Annotated in this window: 19 protein-coding genes; 3 read left to right on the top strand and 16 right to left on the bottom strand. The window is 39.3% G+C overall.

What is annotated here, in order from left to right; genetic code table 11:
- Window positions 1-171: 171 nt before the first annotated feature.
- The 9 genes from ACNQGS_RS20530 to ACNQGS_RS20570 form a co-directional block, all read right to left on the bottom strand.
- On the bottom strand, window positions 172-1,425 hold the full coding sequence (locus tag ACNQGS_RS20530; RefSeq protein ID WP_491488983.1) for an ArnT family glycosyltransferase: 1,254 nt from the start codon (window positions 1,423-1,425) through the stop codon (window positions 172-174).
- 39 nt (window positions 1,426-1,464) lie between these two features.
- Window positions 1,465-1,809, bottom strand: coding sequence for an EamA family transporter (locus ACNQGS_RS20535; RefSeq protein ID WP_491488984.1), 345 nt, complete (start codon window positions 1,807-1,809; stop codon window positions 1,465-1,467).
- Window positions 1,806-2,153, bottom strand: a complete 348-nt coding sequence (locus ACNQGS_RS20540) for a DUF2304 domain-containing protein (RefSeq protein ID WP_491488985.1) — start codon at window positions 2,151-2,153, stop codon at window positions 1,806-1,808. The genes ACNQGS_RS20535 and ACNQGS_RS20540 overlap by 4 nt, the downstream gene beginning before the upstream one ends.
- A gap of 4 nt (window positions 2,154-2,157) precedes the next feature.
- The gene (locus tag ACNQGS_RS20545; protein ID WP_491488986.1) at window positions 2,158-2,883 is read right to left on the bottom strand and encodes a glycosyltransferase family 2 protein; all 726 of its coding nucleotides are present in this window, start codon (window positions 2,881-2,883) and stop codon (window positions 2,158-2,160) included.
- Window positions 2,884-2,947: 64 nt separating this feature from the next.
- The gene (locus ACNQGS_RS20550) at window positions 2,948-4,915 is read right to left on the bottom strand and encodes an LTA synthase family protein (protein WP_491488987.1); all 1,968 of its coding nucleotides are present in this window, start codon (window positions 4,913-4,915) and stop codon (window positions 2,948-2,950) included.
- Between the two features lie 186 nt (window positions 4,916-5,101).
- Window positions 5,102-5,254, bottom strand: a complete 153-nt coding sequence (locus ACNQGS_RS20555) for a YwzD family small protein (RefSeq protein ID WP_491488988.1) — start codon at window positions 5,252-5,254, stop codon at window positions 5,102-5,104.
- A 468-nt stretch (window positions 5,255-5,722) separates the two neighbouring features.
- Complete coding sequence (locus ACNQGS_RS20560) at window positions 5,723-7,084, bottom strand: IS1182 family transposase (RefSeq protein ID WP_491488989.1); 1,362 nt, start codon at window positions 7,082-7,084, stop codon at window positions 5,723-5,725.
- A gap of 141 nt (window positions 7,085-7,225) precedes the next feature.
- Window positions 7,226-8,107 carry a UTP--glucose-1-phosphate uridylyltransferase GalU gene (gene galU, locus ACNQGS_RS20565; protein ID WP_491488990.1) on the bottom strand — a complete coding sequence of 294 codons (882 nt, stop codon included), beginning with the start codon at window positions 8,105-8,107 and terminating at the stop codon, window positions 7,226-7,228.
- Between the two features lie 253 nt (window positions 8,108-8,360).
- Window positions 8,361-10,772, bottom strand: a complete 2,412-nt coding sequence (locus tag ACNQGS_RS20570; RefSeq protein WP_491488991.1) for an immune inhibitor A domain-containing protein — start codon at window positions 10,770-10,772, stop codon at window positions 8,361-8,363.
- 277 nt (window positions 10,773-11,049) lie between these two features.
- Here ACNQGS_RS20570 and ACNQGS_RS20575 point away from each other — a divergent pair, with 277 nt between their 5' ends.
- Window positions 11,050-11,667: a hypothetical protein gene (locus tag ACNQGS_RS20575; protein WP_491488992.1), complete on the top strand. Its 618-nt coding sequence runs from the start codon at window positions 11,050-11,052 to the stop codon at window positions 11,665-11,667.
- 66 nt (window positions 11,668-11,733) lie between these two features.
- Here the strand turns inward: ACNQGS_RS20575 and ACNQGS_RS20580 are convergent, their stop codons facing one another.
- The gene (locus tag ACNQGS_RS20580) at window positions 11,734-12,660 is read right to left on the bottom strand and encodes a CPBP family glutamic-type intramembrane protease (protein ID WP_491488993.1); all 927 of its coding nucleotides are present in this window, start codon (window positions 12,658-12,660) and stop codon (window positions 11,734-11,736) included.
- A 451-nt stretch (window positions 12,661-13,111) separates the two neighbouring features.
- Here ACNQGS_RS20580 and ACNQGS_RS20585 point away from each other — a divergent pair, with 451 nt between their 5' ends.
- Entirely contained in the window at window positions 13,112-14,899 is a 1,788-nt protein-coding gene (locus ACNQGS_RS20585; RefSeq protein ID WP_491488994.1) for a vWA domain-containing protein, read from the top strand.
- Between the two features lie 141 nt (window positions 14,900-15,040).
- Complete coding sequence (locus tag ACNQGS_RS20590; RefSeq protein ID WP_491488995.1) at window positions 15,041-15,664, top strand: LysE family translocator; 624 nt, start codon at window positions 15,041-15,043, stop codon at window positions 15,662-15,664.
- 34 nt (window positions 15,665-15,698) lie between these two features.
- Here ACNQGS_RS20590 and ACNQGS_RS20595 read toward each other — a convergent pair whose 3' ends face one another.
- From ACNQGS_RS20595 to ACNQGS_RS20620, 6 genes are all read right to left on the bottom strand, one after another.
- Complete coding sequence (locus tag ACNQGS_RS20595; RefSeq protein ID WP_491488996.1) at window positions 15,699-16,976, bottom strand: UDP-glucose dehydrogenase family protein; 1,278 nt, start codon at window positions 16,974-16,976, stop codon at window positions 15,699-15,701.
- 225 nt (window positions 16,977-17,201) lie between these two features.
- Entirely contained in the window at window positions 17,202-17,804 is a 603-nt protein-coding gene (locus tag ACNQGS_RS20600) for a response regulator (protein ID WP_491488997.1), read from the bottom strand.
- Window positions 17,801-18,934, bottom strand: a complete 1,134-nt coding sequence (locus ACNQGS_RS20605) for a sensor histidine kinase (RefSeq protein WP_491488998.1) — start codon at window positions 18,932-18,934, stop codon at window positions 17,801-17,803. The genes ACNQGS_RS20600 and ACNQGS_RS20605 overlap by 4 nt, the downstream gene beginning before the upstream one ends.
- A gap of 6 nt (window positions 18,935-18,940) precedes the next feature.
- A complete protein-coding gene (locus ACNQGS_RS20610) occupies window positions 18,941-19,678 on the bottom strand; it encodes an ABC transporter permease (protein ID WP_491489000.1) in 738 nt (245 codons plus the stop codon).
- A complete protein-coding gene (locus ACNQGS_RS20615; RefSeq protein ID WP_491489002.1) occupies window positions 19,679-20,581 on the bottom strand; it encodes an ABC transporter ATP-binding protein in 903 nt (300 codons plus the stop codon).
- Between the two features lie 360 nt (window positions 20,582-20,941).
- Window positions 20,942-21,088, bottom strand: coding sequence for a hypothetical protein (locus ACNQGS_RS20620; RefSeq protein WP_464491616.1), 147 nt, complete (start codon window positions 21,086-21,088; stop codon window positions 20,942-20,944).
- Window positions 21,089-21,281 lie beyond the last annotated feature (193 nt).

Here is a 21,281-nt window from a genome sequence, read left to right on the forward strand (position 1 = left end):
AGAAACATAATAAAAAAGACCTATCAAAGTTTATTTTTCCTTTGGTTTTGGTTGGTATCATAGTTCCAATATGTTATATATCCCTTTACAATTTCCTTCTTCATCTAAAAATGCAAAAATGCTTGTAGAGGTGTAAATACCTGCTACAAGCATATAAAGTAAAAAATCAAACTATCTTTGTACTATCTTCCGGTAAATATAATATGGAATATACGAGGCAAAAATAAAAACTAACGGCATAAGAGGTAAATTGTATCGATCGTAAGCAAAATAATAACTATTTAACAAAGTGAAATAACCTAAAATCAAGATAATAAATAAAATTTCTACCCTTGAATATCGCTCTTTGGTAAATGAAGTAAGCACTCCTACAAATCCAGCAAACAACATTATTTTACTTAGTTTATTTATAATATCCGCTTTTACACGAAATATTTCTATCCAATAAAATTGGGTTTCCCAAAGTATCCTCGGTTTTAATACAAACAAGCTATAAAGGAAGTCTTTTGGATTAGTGGTAACCCATTCCTTTATTCTTTCCTTTGCAACTTTTTCTTGTTCCTTCATATTATAATAACTATTTTCCCCTTTGGTTTTTTCATCAATCCTTTTTAAAATTGGATCTATAGGCTCATCGGGAAATCCTCTTCCCTGATAAGTACCTAACAATAGCGGATTCCCTGAGCCGCCAGATAAAGGGATAAATTCGTCAAATTGGATGTAATTTCTAATCCACCACGGGCCTAAAAGGACTAATAAAAGAATACTTGCGACCCCTACCTGTTTCAACATTAATTTCCAAGGGTATTTAATTACTAGTAAATAAACAAATAACAGTATTGGAAATAAGGCTATTGTAGGTCTAAGATACAAACATAAAAAATAAAAAAGTAACACTAAAGAAAAGGATTTCCAATCCCTTCCTTTACCCAATTTTATTGAAAAATAAATAAGAAATAATGACAAAGCAGTATAAGGTGACTCCGTTAGTAATAAATTATCTACTAATATTTGAGGAATAAATATAGCCAGTAAAAACGCTGCTGTCAGTCCCACCCAATCATTAAAAATTATTGCGCCTAGCTTAAATGTTCCATATATAGCAGCTAATCCAAACAAAATCATTGTAACTTTTGCAGCGTATAATCCAGCAAGACCTTTTCCAAATATGAAAAAAACACTCGCTAGTAGAAAGGTAAATCCTGGCATAATATGAACAGTTGGCACGTTAGGATCGTGATAAATTAACATAAATTTTTCTAATAATATATACGCACTTCTTTTATATCCCTCATCATCACTATTTAAGCTTAAATTAACACCATATTTGTATAATGCAAATAACCTGAGAGCAGCAGCTAAAATTAATATTCCACATAAGATAATAACCGTTCTTTTCTTTGATATAACAGATATCTCTTCCAAATAATTCACTCCTAATTAAATAAAAAAGGGTTCCTTGATTTATTTAGCTAATAAATATACTCCAAATAGAATGAAAACTAACCCAAAAATCTGGCTGATATTTACACTTTCCTTAAAAATAAAATAGGCCCCTATTATCCCAAATACATACGATAAACTTTGAGCTGGATAAGCGATACTTAGCGGTAATTTAGATAAAATAACCAGCCATACGCCTGTTGCTGCAACATACAAAATTCCCCCTAGAATAAAATAGGGGGATAAAATAACATGAATTATAGTGTTCATATTCCAAGTTATTATACCTGATACTGCAAATTTCCATAAAAACTGACCAGAAACTAATAAAACAACATTTAACCCTAATAAAATATATGGAATCATTTCCCTGTTTCCTTTTTATTTATTTCTTCCTTTAAAAGAGCAAATTCTTGAGCCAACGATACTAATTGTCGATTTAATTTTGCATTTCTTCTGGTCAAATCAAAAATCATTACTAAACTAAACAAGAATCCAAAAAGGAAAAGTAAAGAGGGCGCATAAAAAATCCCCAATTGTTTAGCCATCCAATTAATTAAACCAGAATTTAAACTTAAAATACCAATAACAATACACGTTCCAAACCATAGAAGTGAATCTTTTGTCTCTAATATTCCTCTTCTAACTGATTCAAATACAAATAAAAAAAGTAAGCAGATAATGACTAATGAAAATGGGATTACTTTCATTTTATTACTCCTTAACTAGTCTTTGAACTAGTATAGACAAAGTTACTTTCATCATGTAATAAACTGACTTTAATGGTGTGATAGAGCTAGTTCCCCCTTGACGTTCTTTCATATTCACGGAGACCTCTTGAACCTGTATACCTTTCCTATGCAAGTTTATTAATACTTCAGGTTCTGGGTAATCTCTGGGATACTGTTCAGCAAATTGCTCAATAACTCTTCTGTTTTTTGCTCTGAACCCAGATGTAGGGTCTGTAAATTTCTTCTTGGTCAGAAGAAATAGCAGCCATGTAAAATAATAAATTCCAATTCGTCTAGAAAGAGCTCCTTTATAATCCGTCTTTTTAACAAAACGTGAACCCACCACCAAATCAGCTTGCCCATTTAATATTGGTGATAGTAGTGTTTTTAGATCTAATTCATTATGTTGGCCATCAGCATCAAATTGAACAGCAATGTCGTAATTGTTTTGGAACGCATATTTATAACCCGTTTGCATTCCTCCTCCAATACCTAAATTGATTGGTAAATCAATAAGTATTACACCATATGATTCGACGATTTCTGCCGTGTGATCTTTTGAACCATCATTTACAACACAGATATCTAAAAAAGGGATTTCTTTCCGTACTCTCATTAGCTTTTCTAGAGTTTGTCCAATTGCTTCTTCCTCATTATAAGCTGGAACAATTATTAGTATTTTTTTTTCTGTGAAAATATTGTTTGACAAGAGGTATCCCTCCCCCTACATTTATTGTATCACTAAAGTATTATATATAAATGATATGGTTTATTCAATAAATAAAGGTCGTTTTCCTTTTCCCTAAGATTTGATAAATAGACTCTTTAAATTTCAACATCAATTCATTATATATTCTGTTATTATTCCAAAATTTTATTAAAAAAAATGAAATGACCATATTTTCAAAAGCTTCCATTCTAAAAATACCATAAAAAAAGGAACCGTATGGTTCCAATCTATTTTGATGGTAATTCGTCTCTAAATAATAATATTGCAAATATCGGTACTGTTCAAGTGCTGTTTGTGTCCATCCCGCCTGTTGCTGATAGTTTAAAGGAGGCAATTGGTGTATTCCATTATTCAATTTATCTTGTAAAAATGAATGCAAACCATTTCCATTAATTCCATTTTCTTTTAAAACATAAGGCATTAGAAATGATGAACCCAAGTTAATATTTTCTTTACCTTTATTTTTATAGTTATCCCAAATTAAAAATGGTGTAGAATACATTCTATCATGATTTTCAATGGTTTCAGATTTGTCATCATATCCTGTTTCATAATAGATTATTCTGTCATCCCCCAGCCATGGAAGATGATCTCCATACATGACTATCATCGTAGGCTCTTCGTTATTTTCGTAGAAATTAATTAATTTATTTAAAGCCTTATCTACTTCATTTATCTTATATGCATATTCCTCTAAAATATCAACATGCTCTTGGGGCAAGACGTTACTTGTCGCTTTTATATCGTGCCCATACCATAAAGCATACGGACCATGCAGTTCCATGGTAATACCCAGTACGAAATCCTTTCCCTTGGTTTCTTGAGTTCTTTGTATAATTTTATCAAATAACACGTAATCTTTTGGCACGCCAGGTACATCGTAAACGAACTCTACATTCTTCATTTTATCCGAAAACATCGTATAATCTATCCCCAATCGTGGATAAACATTTTCCCTGTTATAAAACCAGCCCACATTGTTATGCAAACCACTTGTTGTATATCCATATTTTTTCAATTGGTGAGCAACAGAATCCATGGGTTGATTCACATGGGAGGTAAACGGATGTGTTTCGTATGAGAATAGTTGAAGGCTCATACTAGTCAAAACTTCAAATTCTGTATTTGCTGTACCTGCCCCAAATACATTTACCCCTAATTTTCCGGAAGTAAAACGGTTTTGAAGTGAATGAAAAAACGGAATAGGGTCCTCACTGAAATTCACATTTGGAAGTGTCGTTGGATCAAAAAAAGCCTCTAATTGAAGAACTATTATATTTGGTTTAATCTGGTTGCTATTGGACCTTGAAACAAGACTATTTTGTTTTTTTTGATAATAAGTAATTAGTTCTTCAGTATTTTCTTTTGAATAACCTTTGGGTTTCTGTTGATGCATCATTGTTAGTTGAAGGAAATTCCCCATAACAAACCCGTTTGATTGTAAATTATGGAATGGAGTCCTTATTTTATTTGATACTCCAAATTTATTCCAAGTTTCATCATCATTAATATTACTTAAAATAAATAACGAAGAGACACAAGTAATTGAAATAATTAATCTCAAACCAAATGCCACTGATGACTTCCATTTAATTTTTAAAAATATAAAAAAGATTAATAAAAGAAAAATTCCCCCAATAACAAATAAGAGAATTTGCGTAGTATCAACATATTTTCCTGCCATATTCCAGGATTCTTTAATTAAATAAATATCCTGTGGAATTAATGGATCACTTCGCTTGTCCATTTTAATGGAACTTATATAACTGATACCAACTGATAATACAAATATAAAAGTAGAGATAATTAGATAAATTTTCTTTCTTAAAAAGAAGAAAACATTAAATAAAAGGAACAAAACTAAGGTTCCTGACCAAAAAGGACGATGGTTAAGATAATCCAGAGACATTTTATTGTCATACGGTATAGCAATCCACGTTAATATTATGTTAAGTATAAAGCAAATAAAAAAAGAAATTGATAATGTATATACAAATTTTATATATTTCAAAACCCTTTCCCCCGCATTTCATGTTGTATAATCACACTAATCTGAGAATTAAAAAGCGAAATTACCTCATACTTCCAATAGAGATTTTGATCTAACAGTGTATCTAATATCAAATCGTTTTACAATTATTGTAAACATTTTTAAATTAATTAGACAGATGATATATCTCCAACTCAAGGTAAGATGTTATTTCATTAAAATAAATAAGTCCTTTTTTATCTCATCCATTATTCTATTTAATGTAATATTCTCTTCAGTCAGGACTTTATCGTATGTTTTTTTTATAACAGAATAGAAATCTGGTTCAGTTACTTCAAATTTTTTCTGTAATTCTTTCATATTTAATTTCCTCCCTTTAAATAAAGCATTGTCTTTAAATGTTTCAGAAGCCTATTATTACTTCCTTTAAAAAGCAACATTGTCTTAAATATATAATAAAATATCCTAATATTACATTGGAAAATACCGACAACATCAATATTTTTTTGGTGAATTACTACCACATTAGAATATCCTTAGGAAATGAAAGATCTCCTTTTGACAAAGAAAAATCTGTTATATATAATTTTAAAAAGGAAATTCACCATAAAATTAATGACTGATTTTATAGCAGTGCAAATAGTATAGCTTATCTATGGTGAAATAAATAATAAAACCTTTTTATCCAAAAAAGAGGGGCCTAATTCTTAGGCCCCTCTCAGATTGTAGACAAAAGGCATTCCGAATAAGCCTATTCGGAATGCCTTTTCCATTTTTAAGCAATTTTTTATGTAATTACTCTTTAATTAGACCCCTACGGGGTCAATTTTATGCCATTTTCGGGCTACTCCAAGTCCAGTTTGCTAGTTTTTTTAAATTCATGGCAGCAAAAGTAAGCATCGCCTGCATGGACAATTTTTTAAGACCTCTTAAAGTCGTCCATCGCATACCATGCTTTTCTTTGGCATCAGCAAATACGCGCTCAATAGTTTCTTTGCGTTTTGCATATATAATTTTATTCTCTGGTGTATGACGAAGGTGATCAGCTTCCTCTAGATACCCCTCCCAAACATGCCGTTGAATCAACTTTTGATGATTTTGACTCTGGGTGCATTGGGATAATAAAGGGAAATCCTTACATTTACTCGGATTGGAGAAAAACTGACGATAACCTTCCTTAGTAGTCGTTCTATACTCTAGAATCTGTCCTTCCGGACATATGTAACAGTCAAAATATTCATCATATACATAGTCGTTTTTCCTTAAATAACCTTCTTTTGTACGAGGGCGAGTATAAGGTAAAGCTGGTTGAATATCATTTTCTATTAAGAATTGAGCAATAGCAGGTGTTTTATAGCCAGCGTCAGCAGCAACAGCATCAGGTTTTCCACAGTTTTCAATGACCTTTTCAAGAAGAGGTTCAAACATCGTACTATCATGAACATTACCTGGAGTTACAATCGTACCTAGAATAAATCCATGTCTATCAGCGGCTGCATGAAATGAATAAGCAAATTGCTTTGTACGCTCATCCTTTACATAGTAACCACTTTCTGGATCCGTGGTACTTTCTTTTATTTCCTTGTTCTCCTCTTTTTCAAATTTCTCTGGTGGAAAAGGCTTTTTACCATGGTCTTCTCTATCACTGTTGATTTCCTCATGAAGACGAGCTTCATAGGCCTTTGTTTCCTTACGAACCATTTTCTTTTCGAATTTACGTTTATTTGCACTTGCTTTAACATGTGTAGAATCAATAAATACATGTTCTGCACTAATTAACTTTTTATCGACTACTTCTTTTAAAATGCGATAGAAAATCTGTTCAAATAAATCTGTATCCTTAAAACGTCGTTCATAGTTTTTACCATAGGTAGAAAAGTGAGGCACTTTATCATGAAACCCAAAACCTAAGAACCAACGATAAGCAAGGTTCGTTTCAATTTCCTCAATAGTTTTGCGCATAGAGCGAATACCGAAGGTATATTGAATGAATGCCATCTTAATTAATACAACAGGGTCGATACTCGGGCGACCACGCTCAGATGAATACATATCCTCAACTAGTTTATATATAAATGTAAAATCAATAGCAGCTTCAATCTTGCGAACTAAGTGATTCTCAGGAACAAGCTGGTCTAAAGTAATCATTTCTAATTGATCTCGATTTACCTGTATATTTTTAGTTAGCATTTCATTATCACCTCTAAACTCAATATCTTAATTATACAAAAAAACTGCCGACAAAACCCTTTTTCTTAAGGATTTTGTCGACAGTCTGAAAGAGGGGCCTAATTCTTAGGCCCCTCTTTTTTTTATTATTTCTGGAAAACTTTAAAAAGTATTTTTGGGGTTTAGCTTTTGTTCAATAAAATGTATCAACTCTTCCCTCAAATCTTCATTCTGTAGCGCAAATTCAATTGTTGTTTGGATAAAACCAAGCTTCTCCCCTACATCATATCTATTACCATCAAACTCATATGCAAACACACGTTGTATCTGATTCAGTTTTTGGATGGAGTCCGTAAGCTGAATTTCCCCTCCTGCCCCTACTTCTTGTTTGTCAAGAAACATGAAAATCTCAGGAGTAAAAATATATCTTCCGATTATAGCTAAGTTGGAAGGTGCAGTACCTAGTTCCGGCTTTTCAACGAAGTTTTTTACTTGATATGAACGTCCTGCCTGTTCAATCGGATCAATTATACCGTATCGGTTGGTCTCATTATCCGGAACCCTTTTTACTCCAATAACAGAAGCATGGGTCCTATTATATTCCTGCATTAATTGTTTTAAGCAAGGAGTTTCAGCTTGAACAATATCATCTCCGAGCAATACTGCGAAAGGCTCATTCCCAATAAAATTTCTTGCACACCAAACTGCATGTCCTAGTCCCTTTGGTTCTTTTTGTCTAATGTAATGAATATCCGCCATTTTTGAAGGTTCCTGAACTTTGTCCAATAAGTCCAATTTGCCTTTATTAAGTAAAGTTTGTTCGAGTTCATATGCATAATCAAAGTGGTCCTCTATTGCCCTCTTACCTTTACCGGTTACAATAATAATATCTTCAATGCCGGATGCAACCGCTTCTTCAACTATGTATTGGATAGTTGGCTTATCAACAATTGGCAACATTTCTTTAGGCATAGCTTTGGTAGCTGGCAAAAATCTCGTTCCTAGGCCTGCAGCCGGTATAATGGCCTTTCTTACCTTTTGCATATTTATTTCACACCTTTCCTTCGAAATAATACTTGTCAAAAAGATTACCTTTTTTAATATATATTCCATTATATATCTTATAATTAATATTTAAAGCACAAAAACAACCTTTGCCCTTTGTTCATAACCGTACAAAATTACGAATGTGAATGAGTCTGTACCTGCTGCTTTCGTGTGAACGATAAAGTATATCAATAACTGTTTGTTTACATAAAAAAGACACCGAGCAAAGCCCGATGTCTCACTTAACCTATTATTTATGAATCCAAACTGCCCCAGCAGTGTTGTCCTTCGCTTCGCCAATGACTTGGACCTTGAGCGGGTACTGAGCAGGAACTTTAACCCCGGCATCAGGAATTACATTGTTAATGTAAGCCTTAGTGGAATCAAATTCCGTTACGCCTGGAAGGCCTTTGTAATCATAGATTCCGCGTGTTGGTGAGTTCACTGACCACGCAGGTGCCTGATCTAATGAGAACGCAGCATCCGCCACTTGGTAGCGAGTAGTTTGAGCGATGGAATCTTGACCCTTCAAGTTAAAAATAAGCGCTTCTGGATGAGAGTCTACTACGCTAAGGAAGCCTTCACCCGGGTGAACCCCGCCCCAGTTATCGGTAAATGTATCGTCACCATACCAAACTACTAAACCAGTATTATATTTTGCGTCTCGAGAGAATTGCAGTGCCTTATCGGAACCGGCATAGTTTCTCCACTCAAGATAATAGTAGTGAGGCTTTTTAATCCATCCGTCAGATACTTCGAAACCGTCTAGTGTTACTTGTGGTGTTCCTTCTGCATCATCGGAGAATGCCACGTTGCCATCTACTGTTAATTTAAGATTATCGATTGCGAAACCATCAGGAGCAAGGCCTCCATCGGTTACATATTCAAATACCAATTTGACTTTTTTATCGGCGAATTCACTTAAATCATAGGACTTGTCCACCCATTTACCTTGAGTAGATTCGAATGCCGAGCCGCCGCGTACCACGTCCGAGTTATCGCCAATTACATCGATTTCCTTTTCGGAACCATCATTGACAACAGCTGTTACGGTCAAATAATCGAAATCCGTTTCGACTTCATAGAAAGCTTTAAAGTCAAAACTTGCATCGCTTGCGTTTGTTAAATCAAATTCCGGTGTTTCCATTACCGTATCCAGGCTATCGCCTTTTGTGCTGTAATAGTATTTAGCGCCAAATTCAGGTGCAATTCCAGGAACCTTTTTGTTAGGAAGGTTTACTTTAACAATACCTGGGTTCTTAGATTTAGTAACACTCTGATCAATAACAGTCGCAAGACCATTTTGATCGATATCATCATAGTTTACTTCAGTAATATTCGCCCAGTTTCCGCCAATTGTTTTTTGATAGAATTCTTTCACTTGTGGCGAGAAGCTTGGCGGCTGTGTTCCGGCAATATGGCCGCTCCAGCTGCCTCCGCTCATAATCGACCATTGTGCAACCGTATCGCCATTGCCGGTATATTGTGTATCGTACTCATCGGGAGCCCCTAAGTCATGTCCATATTCGTGCGCGAATACGCCAACTGCTCCGTCTTCTGGCTCAATTGTATAATCATAAGCAGCCATTTTGCCGCCCCAATAATCCACAGAGGCTGCTGTATTGGCTACTGGATAAACTCCATTTAGTACCCAGCGATGTGACCAAATTGCACTGTCTCCAAGGGCCCCGCCGCCCGCTTCTTGACCGACCCCAGCATGCAGAACCATCAAGTGGTCAACCAAGCCGTCTGGCTCGTTTATATTTCCGTCACCATCAAGGTCATAGATATCTAAGTTGTCAAAATCCGCCAAGTTAATGCCTGATGCTACTGCTACATTCAAAGCATCCTTTACAAGACCGCGCGGGCCCTTTGTTCCAGTGGCATTATCATGACCGCCTGCAGGGTTGTCACTGCCGTAATCTGCAGCATTACCTGGTACTTGCAGCCAATCAGTAACAGTTCCCTTCACTGTATAACTGCCTCCGGATTGCTCTTCATAATATTGTTTGAAGGTTTTTACTTTATCTCCATTAAATAGGGTGAAATCTTCATCTCCAAACAGCATTTTTTCGTAATGCTCTTTGCTGAAATCGTCTGACCACATATATCCTGGTTCTTGCTCAATATTGTTGTGCTTGAAGTCAGCATAGTCTACTAAAAGCACAAGAACCTTATCTTCACGAACGTCCCCGTTATACGCTGACGGCTTGGCAGAGTCTACTTTAACTGCGCCGGTCGGCTTACCTTTTTTGAAGTTTTCGTGTCCTTTGTTAAGCTGTTTAGCTAGCTTGTCCTTTTGATTCGTTAAAAAGTCTTTTGCTTTTTTGTCCATTTCCTGCTGTTCTTTGGTTAAGGCTTTGTCTGCCTTGCCAGTCTTTTCGCCCTGCTTTTGCTTGATGTAGGCCTTTACAGCCTTGACCACTTCTTCAGAAGAGGCGTTCTTTGAAATCAGCCCACGCTCCTGTAAGGCTTTGGCGAGCCGGTCTTGATCAATGATGTTCAAGTCAACCGGAGCCGATTGGACCTCAGCCGCATAAGCTGGTTTGGCTGTAAATGGGGCTGCTTTTGTCCCAACAAACGGCGTTGCAAATAATGCCGACGCGGCTAACGTGGTCGCTGCGATGCTGGAAAATACCTTTAGACCGTAGTTCTTCTTCACTATGTATCCCCCCTAATAATAGACTCCTATTTTTATATTTTCAGAAGAGTCTGATAGAAATTTTATCATTGTGTCTGAATATTGTAAATAATATTAATATAATAATAATTCAAAAGTACTAGAAAAAAATTCCATAATAATTCGTAAAGTATGAAGTTTCCTTGTCATATCTATATTTGTAAAATTATTTTATTAAAACAGTTTAGGGAATTAATGGATTTTATCGTTACTTTTGTAGTAGGATGATAGTAATATAAATGGAAATTGGGGTGTTATCGTGCTGACTCCTGCCCAACAAAAAGTCAAACAAGAGCTGGAGGAACTGAGAGCAAATGGTTCTTACAGGGACCAACTGATGAACGAAAATCCCATTTCGCTTAAAACAAACTCACATAAAAACTGGATATTTGCAGCCCTCGGAATTATTCTACTAATATTGTTTTCTTCTATGTTAACGATGAATCTGGCAGGCCCAAAAGATGAAAAGATTATCTCCTATTTAAAAATAGAGCAAAGGTACCATAGGGAAAGTTCAACATTATTGGAGGATTGTCTGGAAAATAGAGCGTACAATCTTCAAGGCGCTAAAGCGAAGCAGAAAAATCTGATCACAATGTTAAAGGATTTGCAGCTTCCTTCGGGCTTTCGTGAATATAATCTGAATCAGCTTGGTGTTTATGAACAGCGCCTTTCTATTATCACGTATCTTGCTGAAACGAAAACGATCGACCCTGTCCTGTTTCAAAAATATTTAATCGAACTCGATGTTTTACAGGAATTGGCCAGAGAGAGCCTACAAAAGGCTTTCGACAGCGAAAAGATAAAATATCGTATACAGGATGATGGGTCGATTGAATATTGGATTAATGGGAAGTCTTACATTTACGAAGAATGAAGTGGACACCTAATTATATGGGGCTGCAAAAAAAGAGGTCACAGCGCTCTGTGACCTCTTTTTCTATTATTCTGCTAGTTGCGCCGCCTCAGTCTGTTCTAGCTGTGTTTGAATGCGTTTTTGCGCTGATTTTTCCATTAGGAATAAGATCATGTGTACAACCAGCAAGATCCCTGCAAAAAGTTCGACTGCATAATCGATGTAATACCATGACAGTGTCGCGGTGATGTCGTAGAGGGAGTGAACCAGCACGGTCAGCCACAGGTTTCGTGTCCATAAGAGGATGATTCCAAACAGAAACCCCATGTTGGCGAAGGTAACGATGGACCCTATTTTCACCGTCCATGCCTGCTCGGTATCAAGCGTGTGGTCAATGCCGAAAAAAAGCGAGGTCCAAAATAGAGCAACCATTAGAAAGACATCCCTCGATCCGCTCTCCCACCGTTTTGGAAAAAGCTTTTTGAAGACGGCAAGGAGAAGGATCATGTAGGCTAACCGCCAAACCTCCTCCAAACCGGCCAGGGCATCTGTATAAAGATCAGCGCCAATTGTATCGATTTTATCCATATAAGACCAAAATTTCGACTCTGTTGTTTCGACGGTTCCCTTCTCTTCCTCCGGGTAGGTTTGCGTTTCGGTATAGGTTTGCACATACTGATCATAATCAGAGTTAAAGTCATCGAAGGTCATACTTGAATAGATGTTGATGACGGTGCTGCCGAGAAAGAAAATCAAAAAAGCACCCGTAAATTGAAGTACCTTTTGCCGTTTGGTTTTACTTGGGGCCTGCTCCTGCGGGAGTACGAGCCTTCGGTGCAGCTTGATGCCAATAAAAAGTGAAGCGACCATCACCGCGTCATAAAGGGTTCCGGCGAGGTAACTGAAACGGTTGAGGTAGAGCAGGATTTCGGCTCCAAAGACCACAACCATCATACCGATTAACAGCTTGATTGAAATAGGTTTAGTTAAATTCGTTGTCATTATCAACGTCATTCCCTATAGGTTAATTTTGGGGGGATTTCAAATTTACTTACTCAATAAATGTACAGCCAGGAACCCTAAGCCATTTAATAAAAGCAAGAATACGAAACAGGCAATAATCCACTTCCATGTTCTTGTCATGCGATTTCCCCTTTTTATTGGTTACTTGAATTTAAGTTTAATAGAAATAATTTAACATATTGTTATGTGATAAGCATCAAAATATTCTTACCATTATCCGTAAGCCGTCCACACACCTCTGTAATCCCCCATTTTGAGGCACCAGAACCGTCCCCATGCATCACCCATTACTCGAAATTTGTCGACAAGACTTTTATTTTTTTAGACAAATATTTTATGTAAAATACGGCAGGGTTGGTAGAATATTATTATATAAAGAACGATTCGTATTTATTTATTGAACATTTTTTCGTTAATAGATTACAAGTAGGGGGTTACATAGATGTTGAAAAAGTGGATTTACATTTGTGCCGTGTTTGTTTTCATCCATAGTTCGGCGGGTGCTTACCGTGCTGAGGCTGCCACCCAGATAGAGCTTTCTTCAAGGATAGAAGGGGTACTGGTGGTTGATGTCAGCAAGTCAATGCTGTCTAGTGACCCGAATGGTCTTTCTAATGAAGCGATGAAAATGTTTGTGGATATGTCCTCTATTAAAGGGGATAAGATTGGCGTGATTGCCTACGGAAATGATGTCGAAAGCAAAAAGGGGCTCACGAAAATCCAAACGGAAACAGATAAGCAGGCAATCAAGAGTTTTATTGATTCGCTTGGTAAATACAATAACACCGATATATCCGTTGGAGTGGCAGAGGCCCTTAAATTTTTGGACACCGGCCATGAATCCGGCTATATCCCACTCATTGTCGTGCTCGCTGACGGCAACAATGATTTGGACAAAACCAAGCCGAAAACCAATCAGCAGGCTGATGAGCAGCTCGCCCAATCGGTAGTGGATGCGAAAGCGAAGGGCTATCCGATTTATGCGATTGGCTTAAACGCCGATGGCAAACTGAATAAACAGCTGCTGCAGAATATTGCTACCGGTACAAACGGGAAATTTTTCGAAACAAATAATGCCGCTGACCTGCCAGGTATTCTTAGTGAAATCTTTGCTGACCATTTAAAATTAAAAATGGTCCCAGTTAAAGATGTGACGGCAACAGAGGAGTTTCAGGATGTTCCGTTCACCGTTCCGAATGAAAATGTCCTGGAGGCTAATATTTCGCTAATTTCGAGTAAGCCGGTTGAGCTAAAGCTGGTTGACCCGTTAGGAAAAGAGGTCGCCATCCCTTCCGACAACTTCTCGTTAACGAAGTCAAAGAATTATTCAATGCTGAAATTGCTTAATCCCGTGCAAGGAAATTGGACTTTGAAGGTGAAAGGCTTCCCGCAGGACAAGGTGGATGTGAAGCTTGTCTTCAACAATGACCTGCAGCTAAAGCTCGCCCCGCTGGCAAAAAATATTAAAGCGGGCGATACCATGAAGATTGAAGCTTTCTTTGAGGATAACGGCAAAAAAGTCGTTAATAAGGATCTATATCCTACGCTTAAGGCTAGTCTTTTTGTAAAGGATTCAGCTTCAGGAAAAACTGAAGAAATCCCTCTAAAGGCTGGGGACAAAGGTTTTTTTTGCGAGTTTAAAGCCGGGGGCTCCTCCAGCTATGAAGTGACAGTGAGGGCTGAAGGCAACAGCTTTTTCCGTGAGACCAAGCCGCAAACGATGAAAGTCACAGGGGCCGGCGAAGTAAATCTAAAGCCTGTCGGCGGGCACGTGAAGGCAGCCATGATTGCGAAACCATTAACGTTACCATGGATTTATGCAATGACGGGTGCAGCGGCTATTCTGCTGTTGGTAGTGCTGGTCATCTCGTATCGAGCAAAAAAAAGGAAGAAAAACCGCGGGTTCAGCGGGCAACTAGTGGTAGAGGTAAAAGATGAAAATACAGGCGAAAGTACGGTACAAAAGGTGAAAAGACTAAAGGCGTTTAAGGGTGAGTTTCACTTACGGCAGCTCTTCAAGCTTGATCAGGAATTTTCCGAAACCGACCAAATTACCTTTGTACCTATCACGGACAATACCTTGCTGCTCCTCAACAAATCTAGTTGTATGATTGACATGGGCGGCGAGTTGATTGATGCCGAAACCGGCCACCGGCTTAGAAGGAATGACAAGCTTTGTATTCATTTGCCTGAATTGCATAAGGCTATTTATATTGAGAATGTAAGTTAAATAAGTAAACTCCTGGCCGCCGATTTGCGGACAGGAGTTTTTTTATTGTACGTTCGAATGCCTTTTTACTTTAACTCATTATAATATTTGCAATATTATGATAAAATAGTATCACTACAATTTTTCTATGGAGTGATAAAATTGCTATCCTTTATCTTGGTAGTGCTTGTCCTATTTCTTATTCCCGGTCCTGCCGTCCTGTTAACCGTCACACAGACTGCCAATGGCGGGCGAAAATCAGGGATCATCACAGGTGTAGGGATTGCTGTTGGGGACTTGATCCATACGGTTGCGGCGGTGCTTGGACTTTCGGCCATCTTAATGACCTCCGCCCTTGCCTTTGAGATTGTGAAATATTTAGGGGCAGCTTATCTGATTTTTATCGGGATTAAATCGTTTTTAGAAAAAGCAAAAAGTCATACCGAAGCTGTCACGGCGGCTAAACCAAGCTCGGCGGTCACGTCCTTCCGCCAGGCCCTGCTCATTGAACTGTTGAATCCGAAAACAGCGCTGTTTTTCTTGGCCTTTCTCCCGCAATTTGTTCATCACAACGGAACACCGGTTGTTTTGCAACTGCTTACTCTCGGACTCACCTTCGTATTAATGAGCATCTTGTATACAACGCTTTTGGCCTTTTTGACAAGCTCCATTGGGAAGCGTCTCTTTTCCAATCGCAACAGCCGATTTGCCCGCTGGCAGGGCAAAGTGGTTGGGACCATCTATATCGGCCTAGGATTGCAGCTGGTTTTGCAGAGCCAAAAATAACAAGGGGACAGCTGTCCCCTTGTTTTATCAAGAATTAGTGATTGGCGACTCCTAGATACCGAAAGCCAAGTTCCTCGATTTTGGTTTTATTGAGCATGTTTCTACCATCAAAGATGACCGGCTGTTTCATCAATGGCTTAAGGGCCGCCCAGTCTAAGGTTTTGTAGTCGTTCCAGTCGGTGCAAAGAATGACTGCGTCGGCGCCTTTCACAGTTTCCTCCACCTTCGAAAACTGTATTAATCCCGATGATTTTACGACGGGATCATGGACCTGAACCGCTGCCTGTTCCCCGCGCAGTTTTTCAATCATAATCAAACTCGGCGATTCCCGTGTATCGTCAGTATTAGCTTTAAAGGCTAATCCCAGCACGGCAATTGTTTTATTTTCCAAGTTCCCGCCCAACACCTGCCTGATTTTTTGCATAATATAAAGCTGTTGTTCGTCGTTTACTTGAACCACCTTTTCCAATATTGAAAGCGGTCTTCCCGTTTCTTTGGACGTTTGGATTAAGGCATTGACATCCTTAGGGAAGCAGGAGCCGCCGAAGCCCATTCCAGCACGGAGGAAATGCGGGCCAATCCGGTGGTCGAGGCCAATCCCTGTGGAAATATCATTGACGTTAATCCCTAGCGCATCACAAACCCGGGCTAACTCATTAATAAAGGAAATTTTCATGGCAAGGAAGGAATTGGCGGCATACTTGATCATTTCGGAGGCTTGCGGGTTGGTTTCAATGATAGGGCATTGAAAATCCTTATAAAGTTCGCGCATGACTGCTCTAGCTTTGTCACTTGAAGCACCAATAACGATCCGGTCAGGATTAAGTGCATCATGAAGGGCAGAACCCTCACGCAGGAATTCTGGATTAGATACGACGTCAAAAGGGATAGGAGCTGGCTGTTTCTCCTTAATCCAATTGGTGACGTTTTCAGCTGTACCCACGGGTACCGTACTTTTGGTCACAATCAACTTATAATGGTTCATATAGCGGCCGATAGTCCCTGCAACATTTTTTACAAAAGTGAGGTCAGCTTTTCCCTGGGTGCCCAATGGTGTGCCGACACATATAAAAATAACATCATTTTCTTTTACGGCTTTCTCGGTGTCAGTTGTAAAACGGATGTTTTGAGCGCTGACATGCTTGGTCAATAAATCCTCAAGGCCTGGCTCGTAGAAATACAGTTTACCCGCTTGCAGTGCGTTTATTTTTTGTTCATCGAGATCCAGGCCGGTTACTTGATGCCCCATTTTGCAAAAAATAAGTCCGGTCGTCGTCCCGACATAACCTGTTCCGACGATTAATATTTTCAAAACGGATGTAGTCCTCCTTTTTCACGAAAGGACTGAATAAGGCCCCCTAGGCAAATTCTTGGGTTGTCCCATTAATAGCCTTCAGCCGAGCCTTGTCCTCCCCTCTAATTAAGCTAGTATTAATCTATTCAGAAAATGATTTTAAGGAAGGTTGTTCTGCCTAGAGAAGAGGAAATGGGCAGTTGGTCTCAGACGGTTCTCATGCTTCAAACCGTCCCCAGTCCATTAGATCCACCCTTTTTGCTGGGCGATGGCCGCGGCTTCAGTGCGGTTTTTGGCGCCGAGTTTGTGGATGATTTCGGAGATGTAGTTGCGGACGGTGCCGGATGACAGGTAGAGTTCGGATGTGATTTCCTTCGTTGTTTTGCCTAACGCTGCCAACCTTAGAATCTCTTGTTCCCGTTCCGTTAACGGGTTTTCCTCACGGATGACATCCACTGCCAAATCGGGACTGAATACCCGTTTTCCTGCCATGACCTTACGAATCGAACCGGCCAAATCATCAATTTCTCCATCCTTAAGCAAGTAGCCATGAACGCCGATTTTTACCGCACGTTCGAAATATCCCGGGCGGGCAAAGGTAGTCAAAATGATAACTTTGCTTGGTGCTCCCAGCCCCACCAGCTGTTCCGCCACCTCCAGCCCATTCAACACTGGCATTTCAATATCCATTAAACAAACATCAGGTTTAAGCTTCACGATGGATGCGAGCGCCTCCTCCCCGTTCATCGCCTGGCCGATTACCTTCATGTCCGGCTCCAAATCCAGCAAGGAGCCAAGCGCACCTAAAAGCATCCGCTGGTCCTCTGCTATAAATAACGTAATCATACTGCCGCTCCCTCCCTTTTTATTATCGGAACGTTAATTTCCAACACTGTCCCATTGTGGTTGCGCAAAAACACAGAACCATCAATTAGCGCAAGCCTTTCTTCCATACCCTTCAGCCCATTTCCGAAGACGACCTTGGTGAGCGGAACGCCCATCCCGTCGTCGCAGACCACAGCCTCCAGCTTTTCCGCTGATAGATTAATAGATATCGAACAGTGTGTTGCCCGGCTGTGCTTGACCACGTTTGTCGCTGCCTCCTTTATGCACATGCTTATAATATTTTGGGTAAATGGAGGAATTCTTGAAAAATCAACATCTCCATCGTACTGATAAGTAATTCCTGCTGCCCGTAAAATCTGTTTGACTTCGAGCAGTTCTTCTGCAATGGCAATGGCTCTCATATCCGTCACAAGCTCCCGGACCTGCTTTAACGCTGCCCGTGAAGTGACCTCCATTTCTTTAGCCTCAGACCTGGCTCGTTCCGAATCAACAGCTATTAGGCGCTGGACAAGCTGGCTCTTGAGCGTCAGAAGTGACAACGTATGACCTAGAGTGTCGTGGAGGTCACGTGCAATCCGCACCCGCTCCTCGCGCTTCACCAGCTCTTCGATTCGCTGATTCGCCCGGTCCAGTTCCTGCTCGAGCTCCATCCGCCTGCTTAACGAGCGGATGCCAAATGGAGAAATCAGCATAATGATAAGAAAAGGGACAAAAAACAACAGCTCTGACGGTGTAAAAAATCGCTCCGTCCGTACCACATGGACAATGAAGGGAAAAATCTCAACAAATGCCAGACTCAGCAGCCCGAGCCGAAAGACCTTTTTATCACGGTACCAGCCAATAAAATTAGCCGTAAAGAACCCCAAAAAGACGTGATTGAGATTGTAAAACATCGTAAAGATAAACACGATTCCCAGCTGGATGGCCAGCCAGTAGGAGAAAGCTCTATTTTCCATTAAAAAATAAAGCTGCCGGTATGATACTAAAAAAAGCAGCACCATCCCATATCCGGCTAGCTGCTTCAATCCTGTTTCCTTCGTCAAATAATAAATGGGAAACCCGAAATAGACGAGAAACACATAGGGGAAAAGGCCGTATTTCCTTGGGAAAATGCTGAAGGAAGGTTTCATTGTTTATCACACCGCTTCTTGTTTTCTTCTAATATACTTCGATAGTAGCATGAACAGGGCCAAATAGGCGATAAGAATCAGAATATTTTTCCAATCCGGCATCCCGCCGCGGACAATCTCCCAGGCCCCGCTGCCGAAATTATAGGACGGAAGCCATTTTCCGATAGTTTGCATGATTTTTGGCATCACATCAAGCGGCATCCACAAGCCCCCGGAAACCGCAAGCACCATGTACAGCACATTGCTGATACCTGCCGCTGTTTCTACCTTTTTCATCAAGCCAATCAAGGTGCCAATCGCAAGGAATGGCAAGGAGGCCAGCAGAATCCACAACCCGCTCATGATCCATTCGAATGCCGTTAACGAAACCCCGTTAATTAGCGCACCTGCAATAAAAATAATTGTGATGGACACAGCATGAATCACGCTCTGCCCGACCATTTGCGCCGCAAAATAAACCGTATCGGGCAGCGGTGTCGTGCGGATGAACGTCGACCATCCTTGGGAACGCTCCTGCACCATGCGAATTCCGAGCGTCATCATCGACGAACCCATCACGCTGAACACCGTCATTGACATTAAATAATGCGCCTGCCACTCGGCTTTATTCGGAACATCAGCATTCACTAAATTTGTGAAAACATAATAGAAAATAATCGGCATCAGCAGCGACCAAAACACAAAATAGCGATTCCTCAGCACCCTGATGATTTCTGTTTTACATTGCATTTTAAAAGTCTTCATTTAGATGGCCTCCTTTGTTTCGCTGGTCAGCTGCTCAAACGCTTCCTCCAGCTTTCCTCGTTCAATTTGGATGTCACGTGCACCAATTTTTTCTTGAAAAAGCAGCTCAAGAATTCGATCCGTGTTATCCGTATGAATGTAGACACGGTTATTTTTTCGAAAAATATCATGGATTTCGATGTTAAGATATAGTTTTTCAAGTGATATTCCAGGGTCAACGACAAAGGAAACGGACTGTTTGGATATGCTTGCTTTAATTTGCGCTGGGGTTCCGTCGGCAGCAATCTCTCCGTCTTTAAACAATAAAATCCTGTCGGCCGTGTCATCCGCTTCCTGTAAGTAGTGTGTTGAAAAGATGATCGTTTTTCCTTGGTCCGCGAGTGTTCGGACCGTTTGCCAAAAGCGTTTCCTCGAGGTAATATCCATACCGACTGTCGGTTCGTCAAAAATAATCATCTCCGGGTTTCCCGCTAGGGCCAGTGCAAAGCTAAGCCGCCGTTTTTGACCTCCTGATAACTTTTCAGCCCTTGTTTTTAAATCCTGGTCGGTAAGGCCCGTCAGCTCAATCAGTTCCTTCATTGGCAGAGGCTGTGGATAATAGCTTCTGATTAACTCAAGGACTTCGCAAACTTTAAGACCCTGCATCACACTGACCTCCTGAAGCATCGTGCCGATTTTTTCTCGAACCTGCTTTTCTTGTGGAGGAAGATTGAACAACCGGACTTCGCCAGACGTGGGCTTAAGCAGTCCCAATATCATTGATATCGTCGTTGTCTTTCCGGCACCGTTCGGTCCAAGGATTGCAACCACTTCACCTTTTGTAATGGAAAAAGAAACATCCTTTACTGCCTTTTTATGTTGGAATGACTTTGTCACATTGGTTACAGTTAAAATTTCGTTCATTTATGAACACCTCCTGATTACTTGATTTCATTGTACGTTGAGGAGGCGTAGCTTTTTAGTAAGCATTGTCATCAAAATTAGGTGACAAATGTCATATTCTAAGAGGGGAAAAAATCAGACTGTCCACAGGGTTGTTTTACCTATCCATAGTTTATAAACAAGTTTTTAACAATATCCACAAGGTTATCAACAGATTTATACAGGTTATCCACGTTTTGACCCCAAAAAATATTTTTCTAAAAAGTCAAATACCCACAAATATACACTAGTTACCCACAATCAGCAAAGACTTATCCACAAGTTATACACGTTATGCACATAAAAATAGGAACTAGAAATTAGCTTCTAGTTCCAGGGGGTTTATTGCTTCTGTGACCGTATTTCGGGCGACTGTTTTTCTTGATTATTTTTTACAATCTCCCGAAGTTCCCCTTCATCTCCTTTTGCATTAATAATTTCAAAAATTTGATTCAAACCTTCGCTTGTTTCATCGTTTTTATTTTTCAAAAAAAGCGCCTCCTTTTATTAATAGAATTACCACTATCAGCTGAGAAATTAGTATTTACACCATATAAATATCACTTTGCTCACTCATTCACAAATTGTTCAAGAACACCCCTATTTTGAGTGACCAGCATCACTAGGAGCATTTCTAATAAAAGTAAAATGAAAGTGTAATCATTAATCAACCAAAAAAATT

The organism is Neobacillus sp. PVCKKU3 (genome assembly GCF_058323225.1).

Bases quoted from the DNA above. Each gene is read 5' to 3' on its own strand.
- ACNQGS_RS20535 (WP_491488984.1), bottom strand. From the start codon at position 1,809: ATGATTCCATATATTTTATTAGGGTTAAATGTTGTTTTATTAGTTTCT.
- ACNQGS_RS20540 (WP_491488985.1), bottom strand. From the start codon at position 2,153: ATGAAAGTAATCCCATTTTCATTAGTCATTATCTGCTTACTTTTTTTA.
- ACNQGS_RS20555 (WP_491488988.1), bottom strand. From the start codon at position 5,254: ATGAAAGAATTACAGAAAAAATTTGAAGTAACTGAACCAGATTTCTAT.
- ACNQGS_RS20560 (WP_491488989.1), bottom strand. From the start codon at position 7,084: ATGCTAACTAAAAATATACAGGTAAATCGAGATCAATTAGAAATGATT.
- galU (WP_491488990.1), bottom strand. From the start codon at position 8,107: ATGCAAAAGGTAAGAAAGGCCATTATACCGGCTGCAGGCCTAGGAACG.
- ACNQGS_RS20580 (WP_491488993.1), bottom strand. From the start codon at position 12,660: ATGACGTTGATAATGACAACGAATTTAACTAAACCTATTTCAATCAAG.
- ACNQGS_RS20585 (WP_491488994.1), top strand. From the start codon at position 13,112: ATGTTGAAAAAGTGGATTTACATTTGTGCCGTGTTTGTTTTCATCCAT.
- ACNQGS_RS20600 (WP_491488997.1), bottom strand. From the start codon at position 17,804: ATGATTACGTTATTTATAGCAGAGGACCAGCGGATGCTTTTAGGTGCG.
- ACNQGS_RS20605 (WP_491488998.1), bottom strand. From the start codon at position 18,934: ATGAAACCTTCCTTCAGCATTTTCCCAAGGAAATACGGCCTTTTCCCC.
- ACNQGS_RS20610 (WP_491489000.1), bottom strand. From the start codon at position 19,678: ATGAAGACTTTTAAAATGCAATGTAAAACAGAAATCATCAGGGTGCTG.
- ACNQGS_RS20615 (WP_491489002.1), bottom strand. From the start codon at position 20,581: ATGAACGAAATTTTAACTGTAACCAATGTGACAAAGTCATTCCAACAT.